13 protein-coding genes and 1 pseudogene are annotated in these 12,558 nt (G+C 68.5%); 8 read left to right on the top strand and 6 right to left on the bottom strand.

The window, feature by feature from the left end; all coding sequences use genetic code 11:
• The first annotated feature begins 56 nt into the window (after positions 1–56).
• The 7 genes from ACFXJL_RS17480 (at position 57) to ACFXJL_RS17510 (ending at position 5,812) form a co-directional block, all read left to right on the top strand.
• Positions 57–881 carry a glutamate ABC transporter substrate-binding protein gene (locus ACFXJL_RS17480; protein ID WP_384693226.1) on the top strand — a complete coding sequence of 275 codons (825 nt, stop codon included), beginning with the start codon at positions 57–59 and terminating at the stop codon, positions 879–881.
• A gap of 74 nt (positions 882–955) precedes the next feature.
• Complete coding sequence (locus ACFXJL_RS17485; RefSeq protein ID WP_358878905.1) at positions 956–1,630, top strand: amino acid ABC transporter permease; 675 nt, start codon at positions 956–958, stop codon at positions 1,628–1,630.
• Positions 1,627–2,511 (top strand): amino acid ABC transporter permease, encoded by an 885-nt coding sequence (locus ACFXJL_RS17490; protein WP_384693228.1) that lies wholly within the window; start codon positions 1,627–1,629, stop codon positions 2,509–2,511. Before ACFXJL_RS17485 ends, ACFXJL_RS17490 begins: the two co-directional genes overlap by 4 nt.
• A gap of 352 nt (positions 2,512–2,863) precedes the next feature.
• The gene (locus tag ACFXJL_RS17495) at positions 2,864–4,465 is read left to right on the top strand and encodes an FAD-dependent monooxygenase (protein ID WP_384693231.1); all 1,602 of its coding nucleotides are present in this window, start codon (positions 2,864–2,866) and stop codon (positions 4,463–4,465) included.
• A 47-nt stretch (positions 4,466–4,512) separates the two neighbouring features.
• Positions 4,513–4,584: a putative leader peptide gene (locus ACFXJL_RS17500; RefSeq protein ID WP_349797842.1), complete on the top strand. Its 72-nt coding sequence runs from the start codon at positions 4,513–4,515 to the stop codon at positions 4,582–4,584.
• A 287-nt stretch (positions 4,585–4,871) separates the two neighbouring features.
• Positions 4,872–5,429: a cysteine dioxygenase gene (locus tag ACFXJL_RS17505; protein WP_384693234.1), complete on the top strand. Its 558-nt coding sequence runs from the start codon at positions 4,872–4,874 to the stop codon at positions 5,427–5,429.
• Positions 5,411–5,812: a rhodanese-like domain-containing protein gene (locus ACFXJL_RS17510; RefSeq protein WP_384644155.1), complete on the top strand. Its 402-nt coding sequence runs from the start codon at positions 5,411–5,413 to the stop codon at positions 5,810–5,812. Before ACFXJL_RS17505 ends, ACFXJL_RS17510 begins: the two co-directional genes overlap by 19 nt.
• Before the next feature lie 421 nt (positions 5,813–6,233).
• On the opposite strand, the gene recX is transcribed toward ACFXJL_RS17510, so the two are convergent.
• The 4 genes from recX to ACFXJL_RS17530 all read right to left on the bottom strand — a co-directional run bounded on the left by recX (position 6,234) and on the right by ACFXJL_RS17530 (position 10,117).
• The gene (recX, locus tag ACFXJL_RS17515) at positions 6,234–6,839 is read right to left on the bottom strand and encodes a recombination regulator RecX (protein WP_384693237.1); all 606 of its coding nucleotides are present in this window, start codon (positions 6,837–6,839) and stop codon (positions 6,234–6,236) included.
• A 5-nt stretch (positions 6,840–6,844) separates the two neighbouring features.
• Positions 6,845–7,978 (bottom strand): recombinase RecA, encoded by a 1,134-nt coding sequence (gene recA, locus ACFXJL_RS17520; protein WP_384693240.1) that lies wholly within the window; start codon positions 7,976–7,978, stop codon positions 6,845–6,847.
• A gap of 279 nt (positions 7,979–8,257) precedes the next feature.
• Positions 8,258–9,421 carry an AI-2E family transporter gene (locus ACFXJL_RS17525; protein WP_358879009.1) on the bottom strand — a complete coding sequence of 388 codons (1,164 nt, stop codon included), beginning with the start codon at positions 9,419–9,421 and terminating at the stop codon, positions 8,258–8,260.
• 501 nt (positions 9,422–9,922) lie between these two features.
• Positions 9,923–10,117: a DUF3046 domain-containing protein gene (locus ACFXJL_RS17530; RefSeq protein ID WP_329023927.1), complete on the bottom strand. Its 195-nt coding sequence runs from the start codon at positions 10,115–10,117 to the stop codon at positions 9,923–9,925.
• Positions 10,118–10,195: 78 nt separating this feature from the next.
• Here ACFXJL_RS17530 and ACFXJL_RS17535 point away from each other — a divergent pair, with 78 nt between their 5' ends.
• The gene (locus tag ACFXJL_RS17535) at positions 10,196–11,131 is read left to right on the top strand and encodes a hypothetical protein (protein ID WP_384693243.1); all 936 of its coding nucleotides are present in this window, start codon (positions 10,196–10,198) and stop codon (positions 11,129–11,131) included.
• 33 nt (positions 11,132–11,164) lie between these two features.
• Here ACFXJL_RS17535 and ACFXJL_RS17540 read toward each other — a convergent pair whose 3' ends face one another.
• Both ACFXJL_RS17540 and ACFXJL_RS17545 read right to left on the bottom strand, forming a co-directional pair.
• Positions 11,165–11,473: an AzlD domain-containing protein gene (locus ACFXJL_RS17540; RefSeq protein WP_358878897.1), complete on the bottom strand. Its 309-nt coding sequence runs from the start codon at positions 11,471–11,473 to the stop codon at positions 11,165–11,167.
• Between the two features lie 338 nt (positions 11,474–11,811).
• Positions 11,812–12,555: pseudogene (locus tag ACFXJL_RS17545) on the bottom strand (AzlC family ABC transporter permease); the annotation flags it as partial.
• Positions 12,556–12,558 lie beyond the last annotated feature (3 nt).

Here is a 12,558-nt window from a genome sequence, read left to right on the forward strand (position 1 = left end):
TCGTAGCACCACACCCCCGACGACCGACGAAATCATGACGTAAAGGGATGTTCATCATGAAGCTCCGCAAAACTTCTGCGGCCATTGCCACGGGTCTCGTCCTTTCGCTCACGCTCAGCGCGTGCGGCGGTGACAGCGACGACAAGGGCGGCGGCAAGATCAGCATCGGCATCAAGTTCGACCAGCCCGGTGTGGGGCTGAAGACTCCCGATGGCAAGTACGTCGGCTTCGACGTGGACGTCGCCACCTACGTCGCCAAGGAACTCGGCTACGACGCCAAGGACATCGTCTGGAAGCAGACGCCGAGCGCCCAGCGCGAGACCATGATCGCCAACGGGGACGTCAAGTTCATCGCCGCGAGCTACTCGATCAATGACAAGCGCAAGGAGAAGGTCTCCTTCGCCGGCCCGTACTTCCTGGCCCACCAGGACCTGTTGGTCCGCGCGGACGAGACCTCCATCACCGAACCGAGCAGCCTCAACAGCAAGAAGCTCTGCTCGGTGACCGGTTCGACCTCGGCGCAGAACGTCAAGGACAAGCTGGCTCCCAAGGCGAACCTCCAGGAGCAGGGCGGCTACTCCGAGTGTCTGACGGGCCTGGAGAACAAGGCCGTTGACGCGCTGACCACGGATGACTCCATCCTCGCCGGCTTCGCGGCCCAGAAGGAGCACCAGGGCAAGTTCAAGCTGGTGGGTCTGAGGCTGAGCGACGAGCGGTACGGCATCGGCCTGAAGAAGGGTGACACCAAGCTCCAGGGAGACATCAACAAGGCCCTGGAGAAGATGAAGTCGGACGGTTCGTGGGAGAAGTTCGTCAAGGCCAACTTCGGCCCCGCGAACTACAAGTACGAGCCGGCTCCGGACATCACCGAGAAGGGCTGAGCCAGCGCTGACGTGCCACCGGCCGGTGCCGGTGGCACGCGCCACGATCCAACCAGGAGAGATCGCGGGTCAACGTGTTCGACTTCCTTGATTCCGGGCAGTACGACCTGCTCGAAGCGTTCTGGGTGACGGTGCAGCTCACCGTCTACTCAGCCATCGGTTCCCTCATATGGGGAACCCTGCTGGCCGCCATGCGGGTGGGCCCCGTACCGATGATGCGGGCCTTCGGGACCGGCTACGTCAACGTGGTCCGCAACACTCCGCTGACCGTGGTCATCGTCGCCTGCTCCCTCGCCCTCAACCAGACGTTGGGGGTGTCTCTGGGCGCGGAGGACTTCAAGGACATCGGTTTCCGGCTGGCCGTGCTCGGCCTCGTCGCCTACACCGGCACCTTCGTCTGTGAAGCGCTGCGCTCCGGCATCAACACGGTTCCCGTCGGCCAGGCGGAAGCTGCCCGGGCACTGGGGCTCAGCTTCTCCCAGGTGCTGACCCTGATCGTGCTCCCCCAGGCGTTCCGCTCGGTGGTCGCGCCACTGGCCAACGTCCTCATCGCCCTCACCAAGAACACCACGGTGGCTGCGGCGATCGGCGTGGCGGAAGCCTCGCTGCTGATGAAGGAGATGATCGAGAACGAATCCGACGCGATCTTCGCCGTCTTCTCGGTCTTCGCCTTCGGCTTCATCGTTCTGACCCTGCCCACGGGCCTGCTGCTCGGCTGGGTGGCCAAGCGTGTGGCGGTGAAACGATGACATCAGTCCTGTACGACGCCCCCGGCCCCCGGGCCAAGCGTCGCAACGTGCTCTACACGATCGGCTTCTTCGTCGTCCTCGGGGCGGTGTCATGGTGGGTGCTGACCACCATGGCCGACAAGAACCAACTGGCGGCGGAGAAGTGGAGTCCCTTCGTCGAGGACTCCAACGTATGGACCACCTTCCTGCTCCCCGGTCTGTGGGAAACGGTGAAGGCAGCCGGCCTCGCGGTGGTGATCGCGCTCCCGCTCGGCGCGGTGCTCGGCATCGGCCGACTCTCCGACCACGTCTGGGTACGGGTACCCGTCGGCGCCGTGGTCGAGTTCTTCAGGGCCATCCCGGTCCTGATGCTGATGTTGTTCTCGTTCTCCGCCCTCGCCCAGTTCACGGACATCGAATCGGAGATCCGGCCGCTGTACGCCGTGGTCACCGGACTGGTCCTCTACAACGCCTCGGTGATCGCCGAGGTCGTCCGGGCAGGCATCCTCTCCCTGCCCAGCGGTCAGACCGACGCGGCCAAGGCGATCGGCATGACCAAGAGCCAGACGATGACGTTCGTCCTGCTGCCGCAGGCCGTCACCGCGATGCTGCCGGCGCTCGTCAGCCAACTGGTCGTCATCGTCAAGGACACCGCGTTGGGCGGGGTGCTGCTGGGGCTCGGCGAGCTGCTGTTCCAAGCACGTCCGATCATGGCGAACTACGGCGCCAACACCATCGCGACCCTCGTAGTGATCTCCCTGATCTACATCGTCCTCAACTTCATCCTCACCAGCATCGCCGGGGCGCTGGAGCGCCATGCCCGGCGAGCACCGAAGAGCACCGGGGCCGTCGTCGACATGGAGAAGGTCGACGCCGGAATCGGCGGGGGCGGCGGAGCCTGAGGGCACGTCGCACAAGAGCAGGGGCGGTGGCACGGCGGTGCCACCGTCCCTTTCGGCTGTCCGGGATGGATCCGGGGACTTCGCTCTTGGATGTCCCTGTTCCAGGGACCCCCGGCTCCTGGCACCACCGAATCGGGCGCGGCCGTCGGACCCGGTCGAACCCCGATGCCCTCGGGGAGGGTGAGCCCCCCGGGACCAGTCTTCCGCCGCCGGGTGGTGCGGTGTCCGCCATGTCGCTCATGGGTCACTTGACGCAGGCACCCCCAATGGGTTGCATACGTTCTGTGATCACGCACCGGGCTCCCACCACGCTTTCCGGCCTGCCGTCCCTACGAGCCACGGGAGCCACTTCGTGGACCCGGTGATCGTCGTCGGCGCCGGCCCGGTCGGTCTGGCGCTCTCGCTCGCTCTCGCACACCAGAACGTCCCCTCCATCGTGCTCGACGAGAGCAACGGCAAGGAGGAGCCCCGCCCTGCCCGTACGGCAGTGCTGCGCCCCGACACCGCTGCCATGATCGAACGACTGGACTGCGCAACGGTCCGTGACGAAGGGACGCGTTGGGTCGGCTGGCGTTCACTCCGCCGCAAGCAGGAAGTACGCCATGTGTCGCTGGGCGACGAATCCTGTCCCGCACCCCTCCACATTCCCCAACACGCCCTCGCCCGCGGTCTGAGGAACGCCATCGCCGCACGTGACGAGATCACGCTCGTCACCGAGAGTCGCGTGGACTCGCTCGAACAGGACGCCACTGGCGTCATCGTCCACACCAGGGGACCGGAGGCGACCTGGTGGCGCGGCAGCCATGTGGTGGGCTGCGACGGCGCGCGCTCCACGGTCCGCAAACTGCTCGGCATCCGCTTCCCCGGGCGCACGGCGGTGGAACGCCATGCAGTCGCCACACTGCGCGCCGAACTGCCCTGGCCCGACGAGGCGTTGCTGCACCGCTCACCGCCGTGGCGCACCGGCGGCGATGAGATCACGGCACGCCCCCTGCCGGACGACGTCTGGCGGCTCGATTGGCTCCTGCCGTCACAGAGCGAACTGGTCACCCCCGACGCCCTGGTGACCCGGATTCGTGACACCCTCGCGGGCTGGTGCGGCCAGACCCCGCCGTACGAACTGATCGACACCGGCGTGCACACGATCCATCACCGGTTGGCCTGGCGCTGGCGGGTGGACCGGGCGTTCCTCGCCGGCGACGCGGCCCATCTGCTGGGCGCACTGGGCACCGGAAGTCTCGACGAGGGGCTGCGAGACGCCGACAACCTGGCCTGGAAGCTGGCGCACGCCTGGCACCACGGGTCCGGCGAACTGCTCCTCGACAGCTACCAGGCGGAACGTCGGACCTCGGTCGCCGGCCGACTGCGCGCAGCCGACCAGGTGCTGCCGATACTGCGCGGCGGAGGTGCGCTGCGCGCCTATCTGCCGGGCACCGCACGCGGTCATGACGTCCTGCTCACCGACGGCCACCTCGGACAGGGGCCCCTCGGAGCGGCCCCCGTGTATCGGCACTCACCGCTCGGCGCCGGCCATGTGCCCCAGCAGGTCCCGGTGGGTACGGAGGCGGGTGCCCCCGTCTCCGACGTACGGGTGACCGCGCCGGACGGGACGGGCGCACGCCTCAGGGACCGGCTGGGCCGAGGAATGCTCCTGGTGGTGCTCGTCGCCCCCGGAACCGGGGTGTGGGACCGGCGCCACTGGCAGAGCGCGGGAGTGATGCCACGGTTGGCAGCAGCGGTGAGCGCGCTGCCCGTACGGGCTGAGCTACTGGTCACGGAATGCTATCCGGGAGCCTCGGCACACACGGTGCTGTTGGTACGCCCGGACGGACATCTGGTCGCCACCTTCGCAGGGGTACGCCCAGCGGAGCTGTACGCGGCGGCGGACGCAGCCCGTGGAGGCACGCGGGAGCCGCAGGCGGCACACAGCGACCGCACCGCGGACATCAATTGACCCTCAGGAGTCGACATGGTGTACTCCGGAGCGTGACCGACACCGATGTGCACCTGTGGCGGAGGGTCCATATGGACCTGCTCCGTTACGCGGGCTGCGTGTGTCGACCGTCCTGCTGATTTCGCCTTTTCTTCTGCGCGCCCGGTTCCCGTGACACCGGGCGCCCTCCAGCGAACATCCAGGACGGTTTTCCGTGTCCCAGTCTGCTCGACCCCTGTCCGCGTCCCTTCCGGCAGGGGTAACCCCCCGTACGTCCACGGCAGCGGACGTCTCCGAGGCAACGGCTTCCGGCGCTTCCTCGTCTCCTGCGCCCTCCGCGCTCCCTCCGTCGGTCCCATCCCATCCGCCCGGTGCTCCCCTACCGACCACTGCACTGTTGGAGGCTCCTGCACCTCCAGCGGCAGGGATGTCTGACGGCGTGTCGGATGGTGCTGAGGCCGCGGCTGCGGGCTGGGCCAGGGAAGGGGGCACCTCCCCGACGACCGCCGAGCTACTGGACTTCGTCCGGCAGACCGCTGCGGACCCCGAGGCGATCGCCTCCCTGCCACTGGACCCCGAGGGCCGTACCTGGGTGCGGCTGGACGGACCGCGCGGCAGCGAGGCATGGCTGATCGGCTGGCCGCCCGGAACCGGCACCGGATGGCACGACCACGCCGAGTCGATCGGCGCCTTCGCCACCGCAGCGGGCAAGTTGACGGAGAACGCACTGGCCGTACGACTGCCTGCCAGCGGTTGGAAGACCCTGGAGCTGCGCGAAGGGGTGGATCGTCAGCGGCAACTGGGAGTGGGGCAGGGCCGCGCCTTTGGACAGCACCATGTGCACGAGGTCCTCAATGTGTCGAGCACGGACCATGCCATCTCCGTGCACGCCTACTATCCGCCGCTTCCCCTGATCCGGCGCTTCAGCAGATCCGGCGCCGTCCTGCGGTTGGAGCAGGTGGAGCGATCACAGGAGTGGCAGTGACCGAACCCGTGGGAATCGATGAACTCCTGGAACGGATCCGCACGGAACTGGACCGGGTGGAGCCGCAGCGCGCCTTCGTCGAGGCGGGCGAGGGCGCCCTGCTGGTCGACATCCGCTACGCCGCCCTGCGTGAGCGGGACGGCCTGATCCCCGGTGCACTGGTCGTGGAGCGCAATGAACTGGAGTGGCGATTGGATCCCCAGGGCAGCCACCGGGCGCCGGAAGCGGTCAGTCACGACCTTCGCATCGTGGTGATCTGCAATGAGGGGTACGCCTCCTCCCTGGCCGCGATGTCTCTGCGTCAGTTGGGTCTCCACCGGGCGACGGATCTGATCGGCGGATTCCAGGCGTGGCGGTCAGCGGGATTGCCGGTGGAGAGGTAGGAAGCGCGGTCGAGCCCAGGAGCGTGTTCGGACACGCCCTGGGTCCTGTCCACGAAAGCTACGCACCGAGATGCTAGGGCGGGCCCTTGCCGCCCTTGGTGGGTGCATCTTCTCCCCATGGTCGGTCGGGGTGGATTGCCCCCCAAGAAACCTGAGAGCCTGAGAAGCCTGAGACCGCTAGGAACTCTGAGAACCCTGAGACTCTTGAGGACCATGGGATTCTTGAGGACCCTGCGGATCTGCCGCTGAGGTGGCCACGGACGTACCGACGGCCGACGAGTCGGGTCATGGCTTCGATTTCGATGAGGCCGCCAGGGCCGGGCCGGTGCGGCGAACTCCCAGGGGCCGGCCCTCCCCCACGAGCCGTTCGATCGATGCACAGCGATCTCCCTGCCCACCCCGGCACGCTGAGCACCGGCGTTCAGCCGTCCTCCCGGAACTCCTCCAGGTCCTCGGGTACATCCATTTCTTCCATGGATTCCCCCTCTTCCTCCAGCGCCTGTCTCACCACGCGAAGCGCCACCCCCTCCCCGTACCCCTTGCGGGCCAGCATTCCCGCCAGCCGACGGATCCGCCGGTCGCGATCGAGTCCTCGGGTCGAGCGCAGTCGGCGGGCCACCAGCTCGCGTGCGGTCTCCTCTTCCCTCTCGGGATCGAGTTGGCCCACGGCCTCGTCGATCAGTGCGGGCTCCACTCCTTTGGTCCGCAACTCCCGGGCCAGCGCGCGCCGGGCGAGGCCCCGGCCGTGGTGCCGGGACTCCACCCATGCGTCCGCGAAGGCCGCGTCATTGATCAGCCCCACGTCCTCGAACCGGGACAACACCTCATCGGCCACTTCCGGGGGGATCTCCCGCTTCTCCAATGCGTCCGCGAGTTGCTTGCGAGTGCGTGGGGTCCCGGTGAGCAGGCGCAGACAGATCGCCCGCGCCCGCTCGGCCGGATCCTGGGGTGGCAGCCCCGACTCGGCCCTCGACGAGTCCGAGCCGCCACCCTGCCCTTTGGTCCGCCTCTTCGATGGGAAAGGCATGGCGGCTAGCTCTTGGCTGCTGCCGCCGTCTTGGCCGTCTTGGCCTTGGTGGCAGGCGCGGGCACGGACTTCGCGGCCTCATCGGCCGGGGCCTCCGCCCCTGCTGCATCCGGGCCGGGCTGGGCCGCCTCAGCTGCCGCGGGACGAACGCCGACCCCCAGCTTGTCCTTGATCTTCTTCTCGATCTCATCGGCGAGATCGGGATTGTCCTTCAGGAAGTTCCGGGCGTTCTCCTTGCCCTGACCGAGCTGGTCGCCCTCGTACGTGTACCAAGCGCCGGCCTTGCGGACGAAACCGTGCTCCACGCCCATGTCGATCAGCCCGCCCTCACGGCTGATCCCGTGCCCGTAAAGGATGTCGAACTCCGCCTGCTTGAAGGGCGGCGCGACCTTGTTCTTGACGACCTTGACGCGGGTGCGGTTGCCCACCGCGTCCGTGCCGTCCTTGAGGGTCTCGATGCGGCGGATGTCGAGCCGGACCGAAGCGTAGAACTTCAGCGCGCGACCACCGGTCGTGGTCTCCGGCGAGCCGAACATCACACCGATCTTCTCGCGCAGCTGGTTGATGAAGATCGCTGTCGTCTTCGACTGGTTCAGCGCACTGGTGATCTTGCGGAGGGCCTGGCTCATCAGACGGGCCTGGAGGCCGACGTGCGAGTCGCCCATCTCGCCCTCGATCTCCGCCCGCGGCACCAGGGCCGCCACGGAGTCGATCACGATCAGGTCGAGTGCGCCCGAGCGCACGAGCATGTCGACGATCTCCAGAGCCTGCTCGCCGTTGTCCGGCTGAGACAGGATGAGGTTGTCGATGTCGACGCCCAGCTTCTTCGCGTACTCAGGGTCAAGAGCGTGCTCGGCGTCCACGAAGGCCACCGCACCGCCCGCCTTCTGTGCATTGGCCACGGCGTGCAGGGTCAAGGTCGTCTTGCCGGAGGACTCCGGGCCGTACACCTCGATGACACGGCCGCGCGGCAGTCCGCCCACGCCGAGCGCCACATCGAGTGCCGTCGACCCGGTGGGGATGACCTCGATGGGTTCATTGGGGCGCTCGCCCAGGCGCATCACCGCACCCTTACCGAACTGTCGTTCAATCTGTGCGAGCGCGGCTTCAAGAGCCTTCTCGCGGTCGGTTCCTGCCATGGGTTCCACCCGATTTGCTTGTGTCGATCGCTTCACGTCAATGACGCTAACCCCTGCCACTGACAATGGGGCCCGACGTCCCGCCGGCCTGTGGATAACTCCACGTGAATCAGGGGCCGGAAACCCTATAAGAAAGGATGTTCGATTTCAGTGTCAAGCGCACCGCCCGGCGCGTCGGACGTCCGATGCCCCTCCCCCTCACCCCCGCGCCGGGCTCCGGAAACGCCTGATGCCCGACGCCCGCATCAGGCATCAGGCATCAGGCATCAGGCGGGATGGTCAGTTCTGACCCGGAGCCGCCGAGGGCTCAGCCACGGCCGCGGCCTCATCGGGGGCCGCCCTCACCACCCGTGCGCGAATCCGCTGGAGGACCCCACCGGCTCCCCGCTTGTGGTGCCCTTGCACCCGCGGGTCGTCGGTCACGTCGTACCTCCTCACATAGGCGCCGAGGAACGCCTGGAGCGTGGCCACTGCCGGGATGGCGATCAGCGCGCCGACGGCGCCCAGCAGCGCCGTACCGGCGATGACCGACCCGAAGGCCACGGCCGGGTGGATATCCACCGTCCGGGCCGTCAGCTTGGGCTGGAGGACGTAGTTCTCGAACTGCTGGTAGATCACGACGAATCCGAGGACCCACACCGCGTACCAGGGGTTCACCGTGAAGGCGATCAGCATGGGCAGCGCCCCGGCCAGATAGGTGCCGATCGTCGGGATGAACTGCGAGACCAGCCCGACCCAGACCGCCAGCGCGGGCGCGTAGGGGACGCCGAGGATCTCCAACAGCACGTAGTGCGAGAATCCCGAGACCAGCGCCATCAGACCGCGCGAGTAGAGGTAACCGCCCGTCTTGTCGACGGCGATCTCCCAGGCGCGGAGCACCTCGGTCTGCTTGGCCGGAGGCAGTACGGAGCACAGTCCCCGGCGCAGGCGTGGCCCGTCCGCCGCGAAGTAGAACGAGAAGAGGAAGATCGTCAGCAGCTTGAACAGCCCTCCGAGGACCGTCGCGGAGACGTCGAGCACCCCGCTCGCGCTGTTCTGGACGTACTTCCGCAGCCAGTCCGAGCGCAGCAGGCTGTCCTGGACCTCGACTCGGGACAGTTCGGTGTGGAAGGTCTGGTTGATCCAACTGATCACGGAGTCGAGGTACTTGGGGAAGTCCTCGACCATCGTGACGATCTGGTCGGCGAGCATCGAGCCGAGCAGGACGACGAAACCGACCCCCGCGGCCAGTACCCCGAAGAAGACGAGGAAGGTCGCGAGCCCCCGACGCATTCCACGGGCCGCCATCCTGCCCACCGCGGGCTCGATGGCCAGGGCCAGGAAGAAGGCGATCAGAATGTTCATCAGCAGGCCGATGAGCTGGTGGAAGGCCCAACTGCCGAGCTGAAGGCAGGCGTAGAGCGTCAGCGCGAGCACCATGGCGCGGGGCAGCCAGCGGGGCATCCGCGCCGGGCCCGGCGACTCGGTCGGCGGGGCGGGCGGAGGCAGGCTCGGCGGAGGCGCGTCGTGCGCGGCGGGGCGGGATGCCGAGGGGGCTTCGGGTGCGCCCGCGTCCCCAGGGCCCACGGCCGGGCCGGGTTCCGTACGCGTCGCGGTGGCACCTGAGGTGCCGCCCTGCCGGGGTACGCCCTGCTCGGTTCTGTCCTGATCGTTCTTGTCGGTCGTCGAGGCCACGGGGCAAGTGTCGCCTACGTGGCGTACTGCCCATGGATCGCCCGGAGGGAATGGGTTCGACCCGCAGTGGCCACGGTACGGACGCTCGGACCGCAAAGGGGCAATAGCCCAAGGGCAAGGTACGAAACTTCGGTCCGTCCGCTGGGGAGAGCTCCCGAGCGGTCCGCACGGAGCACGGCGTTCGTTTCGGTGTTCGGTCTCCGATCTTCGTCCCGGCGTTCGCTCCGAGCCGCCGCCCATCGAATCACCGCTGGTCAAAGCCCCGTGGGGTCATCGCTTGTCGGAGGGCACCTGAACGGCCGAGCAGACCGCACGCCAGACGTCCTTGGCCTCCCAGCCGGCGTCGAGCGCCTGGTGCACCGTACGGCCGCCCAGTTCGGCCATCACATGGTCCTGGGCAAAGGATTCGGCGTACGACGGGCCGAAGTGGTCCGCCATCCGCTCCCAGAAGTTCGTCAACCGCATGACTTCAGTATCCCGCTCCCGGGGTGCGGTCCGGCCCGTTCCGGATGCCGAAAGCCCTTTCCGTCCTACGGTCGAAGCATGGCTGGAACCGGACCGGACCCCTTGCACACCCCGCTGTCTTCGCGCGCCCGCGCCGAGCGCTTCATCTGGCTCACCGCGCGGGTCCTGGAACAGCGACGCTTCGAGTACCACTTTCTCCGTGGCCGCCCCGACGGCGTCGAGGCGGCGCTCACCGCCCATCTGAACGAGGACGGCGGATACGGCCATGCCCTGGAGCCGGATCTACGCGGGCCGATCAGCCAGCCCCTGCACACGGCACACGCCCTGTACGTCCTGGACTCCATCGGCAGGTGCGGCGGGCTGCGGGTGGAACGGATGTGCCGCTACTTCACCGAGGTGTCGACCTCCGAAGGGGCGCTCCCGGCGGTCCACCCCGCGCAGCGCGGCTATCCGGCGGCGCCCTTCATCCCGGTCGTGGACGATCCTCCGGGGGAACTTCTGGCGACGGGCCCGGTCGTCGGTCTGCTGCACCGCAACCGGGTCTGGCACGCCTGGCTGTTTCGAGCCACGGACTTCTGTTGGGCGGCGGTCGAGGGGCTGACGCGGTCCCATCCGTACGAGATCGAAGCCGCGGTCGCGTTCCTCGACGGAGTGCCGGACCGTTCACGGGCCGAGGCGGTGGCCGACCGGCTCGGGCGGCTGGTGCGCGAGCGGCAATGGGCCGTCCTCGACCCGGAGCGGATCGAGGACTACCCGGTGGCTGACGGCTACGCCCCCGGTGAGCACCACTTCCCGCACGACTACGCACGCACCCCCGGCTCGCTGGCGCGGCGCTGGTTCACGGACGAGGAGATGGCCCGTTCGCTGGACCATCTGGAAGGCTCACAGGAGGATGACGGCGGCTGGCCGATCACCTGGCGGTCATGGGCACCAGCGGCGGCTCTGGAGGCCCGGCCCCGGGTGACCATCGAGGCGCTGCGGACGCTGCACGCCCATGGGAGGCGCATCGACTGACGTGCCGTCCTCGGCAACGCCGGTCAACGGGGGTCAGCCGCCGAGCGCCCGTACCCCTGCGGTGACGACCACGGCCGCCCCGACGACGACGAGGAACGGCGCCCGCAGCACCAGCGCCAGGGCTGCTGCGGCGACACCTGCGGCCCGGGCATCGAGAACGAGCGCGTCCCCCGCTCCGAAGGTCTGCTGAGCGGTGAGGGCGGCGAGCAGGGCGACGGGGAGGAGGGCGGCGAGCCGTTGCACCAGGGGGCGTTCCAGCGCCCCGGCTGGCACGAGCAGACCGGCCAGCTTCACCAGGTAGCAGCCGATGGCGGTGGCGGCGATCGCTATCCAGATGCTCATCGGTTCCCACCCTTCTCGTCGTCGGTACGGCGGAGGTCCGCATCGGTCCTCGGTTCGGGCTGGCCCTGGGGCCCGGGATCAAGGCCGGGGTCGGGGTCAGCACCGGTTGCGGTTGCGGTTGTGGCTGTGGATTCGCTTGTGGCTTCAGCTTCGGCTTCGGCTTCGGCTTCGGCTTCGGCTTCGGCTTCGGCTTCGGGGGTACCGGACGCGTCGCTACCGTTGGCGTGTACCTCCGGAGCGTTGGCTTCCGTACCGGTGGGAGCAGTCGCCCCGGTGGCCGACGCTTCGGTGTCCGGCACCGCCGCGGGGGCCTTGAGCACCGGGCCGACTCCTTGCGGCCCCAGGCTGCGGCCCTTGAGCCAGAGCACCGCGGGGGCGGCGAGCGCAGCCACCAGGACCGGCATCCCGGCGGGGAGCACGGGCAGTAGTCCGAGCCCGAGCAGGACCGCGAGCGCGGCCACCGCGCGCTCGGTCGCCGTACGCAGCATGGGTGCGAGCAGGGCGAGGAAGACGGCGGGCCCGGCCGCGTCCAGCCCCCATGCATCGGTGTCCCCGATGGCCTCCGCCCCGAGCGCCCCGAGGAACGTGGTCAGGTTCCAGAGCACGTAGAGCGTCAGCCCGGTCACGGTGAAGCCGAGGCGTATCGATCGGCGGTCGGGCTGGGCGAGGGCCACGGCCGCGGTCTCGTCGATCACCCAGTGCGCGGCGAAGGGGCGTACCGCCTTGGGCAGGGCGAGCAGCTGGGACAGCCTGAGTCCGTAGAAGGCGTTGCGTACGCCGAGGAAGAAGGCACCGGCGGCGGCCGTGAGCGGGTTGCCACCTGCTGCGATGGCTCCCACCAGGGCGAACTGTGACGCTCCGGTGAAGACCAGCAGGCTGAGGGCACAGGTCTGTAGGAGGGTGAGCCCGGAGCCGGCCGAGGTCACACCGAAGGCGAAGCCCGACAGGCCCACGGCGATGCCCACACCGAGGGCATCACGGACGACCGCCGCATCGGGCTTGGACGTCGGCGCTGCGGCTGTGGCTGCCCGGGCATCGTTCCGGGGCGGGTCACTCTTCGGGTGAGCTGTCTGTTCTGGCACGTG

This window comes from Streptomyces sp. NPDC059256 (assembly GCF_042753785.1).
Taxonomy (GTDB): Bacteria; Actinomycetota; Actinomycetes; order Streptomycetales; family Streptomycetaceae; genus Streptomyces.

Excerpts from the sequence above, each read along its gene's own strand:
- recA (WP_384693240.1), bottom strand. The coding sequence starts at position 7,978 with ATGGCAGGAACCGACCGCGAGAAGGCTCTTGAAGCCGCGCTCGCACAG.
- ACFXJL_RS17505 (WP_384693234.1), top strand. The coding sequence starts at position 4,872 with ATGTCTGACGGCGTGTCGGATGGTGCTGAGGCCGCGGCTGCGGGCTGG.
- ACFXJL_RS17480 (WP_384693226.1), top strand. The coding sequence starts at position 57 with ATGAAGCTCCGCAAAACTTCTGCGGCCATTGCCACGGGTCTCGTCCTT.
- ACFXJL_RS17490 (WP_384693228.1), top strand. The coding sequence starts at position 1,627 with ATGACATCAGTCCTGTACGACGCCCCCGGCCCCCGGGCCAAGCGTCGC.
- recX (WP_384693237.1), bottom strand. The coding sequence starts at position 6,839 with ATGCCTTTCCCATCGAAGAGGCGGACCAAAGGGCAGGGTGGCGGCTCG.
- ACFXJL_RS17525 (WP_358879009.1), bottom strand. The coding sequence starts at position 9,421 with ATGCCCCGCTGGCTGCCCCGCGCCATGGTGCTCGCGCTGACGCTCTAC.
- ACFXJL_RS17530 (WP_329023927.1), bottom strand. The coding sequence starts at position 10,117 with ATGCGGTTGACGAACTTCTGGGAGCGGATGGCGGACCACTTCGGCCCG.
- ACFXJL_RS17535 (WP_384693243.1), top strand. The coding sequence starts at position 10,196 with ATGGCTGGAACCGGACCGGACCCCTTGCACACCCCGCTGTCTTCGCGC.
- ACFXJL_RS17540 (WP_358878897.1), bottom strand. The coding sequence starts at position 11,473 with ATGAGCATCTGGATAGCGATCGCCGCCACCGCCATCGGCTGCTACCTG.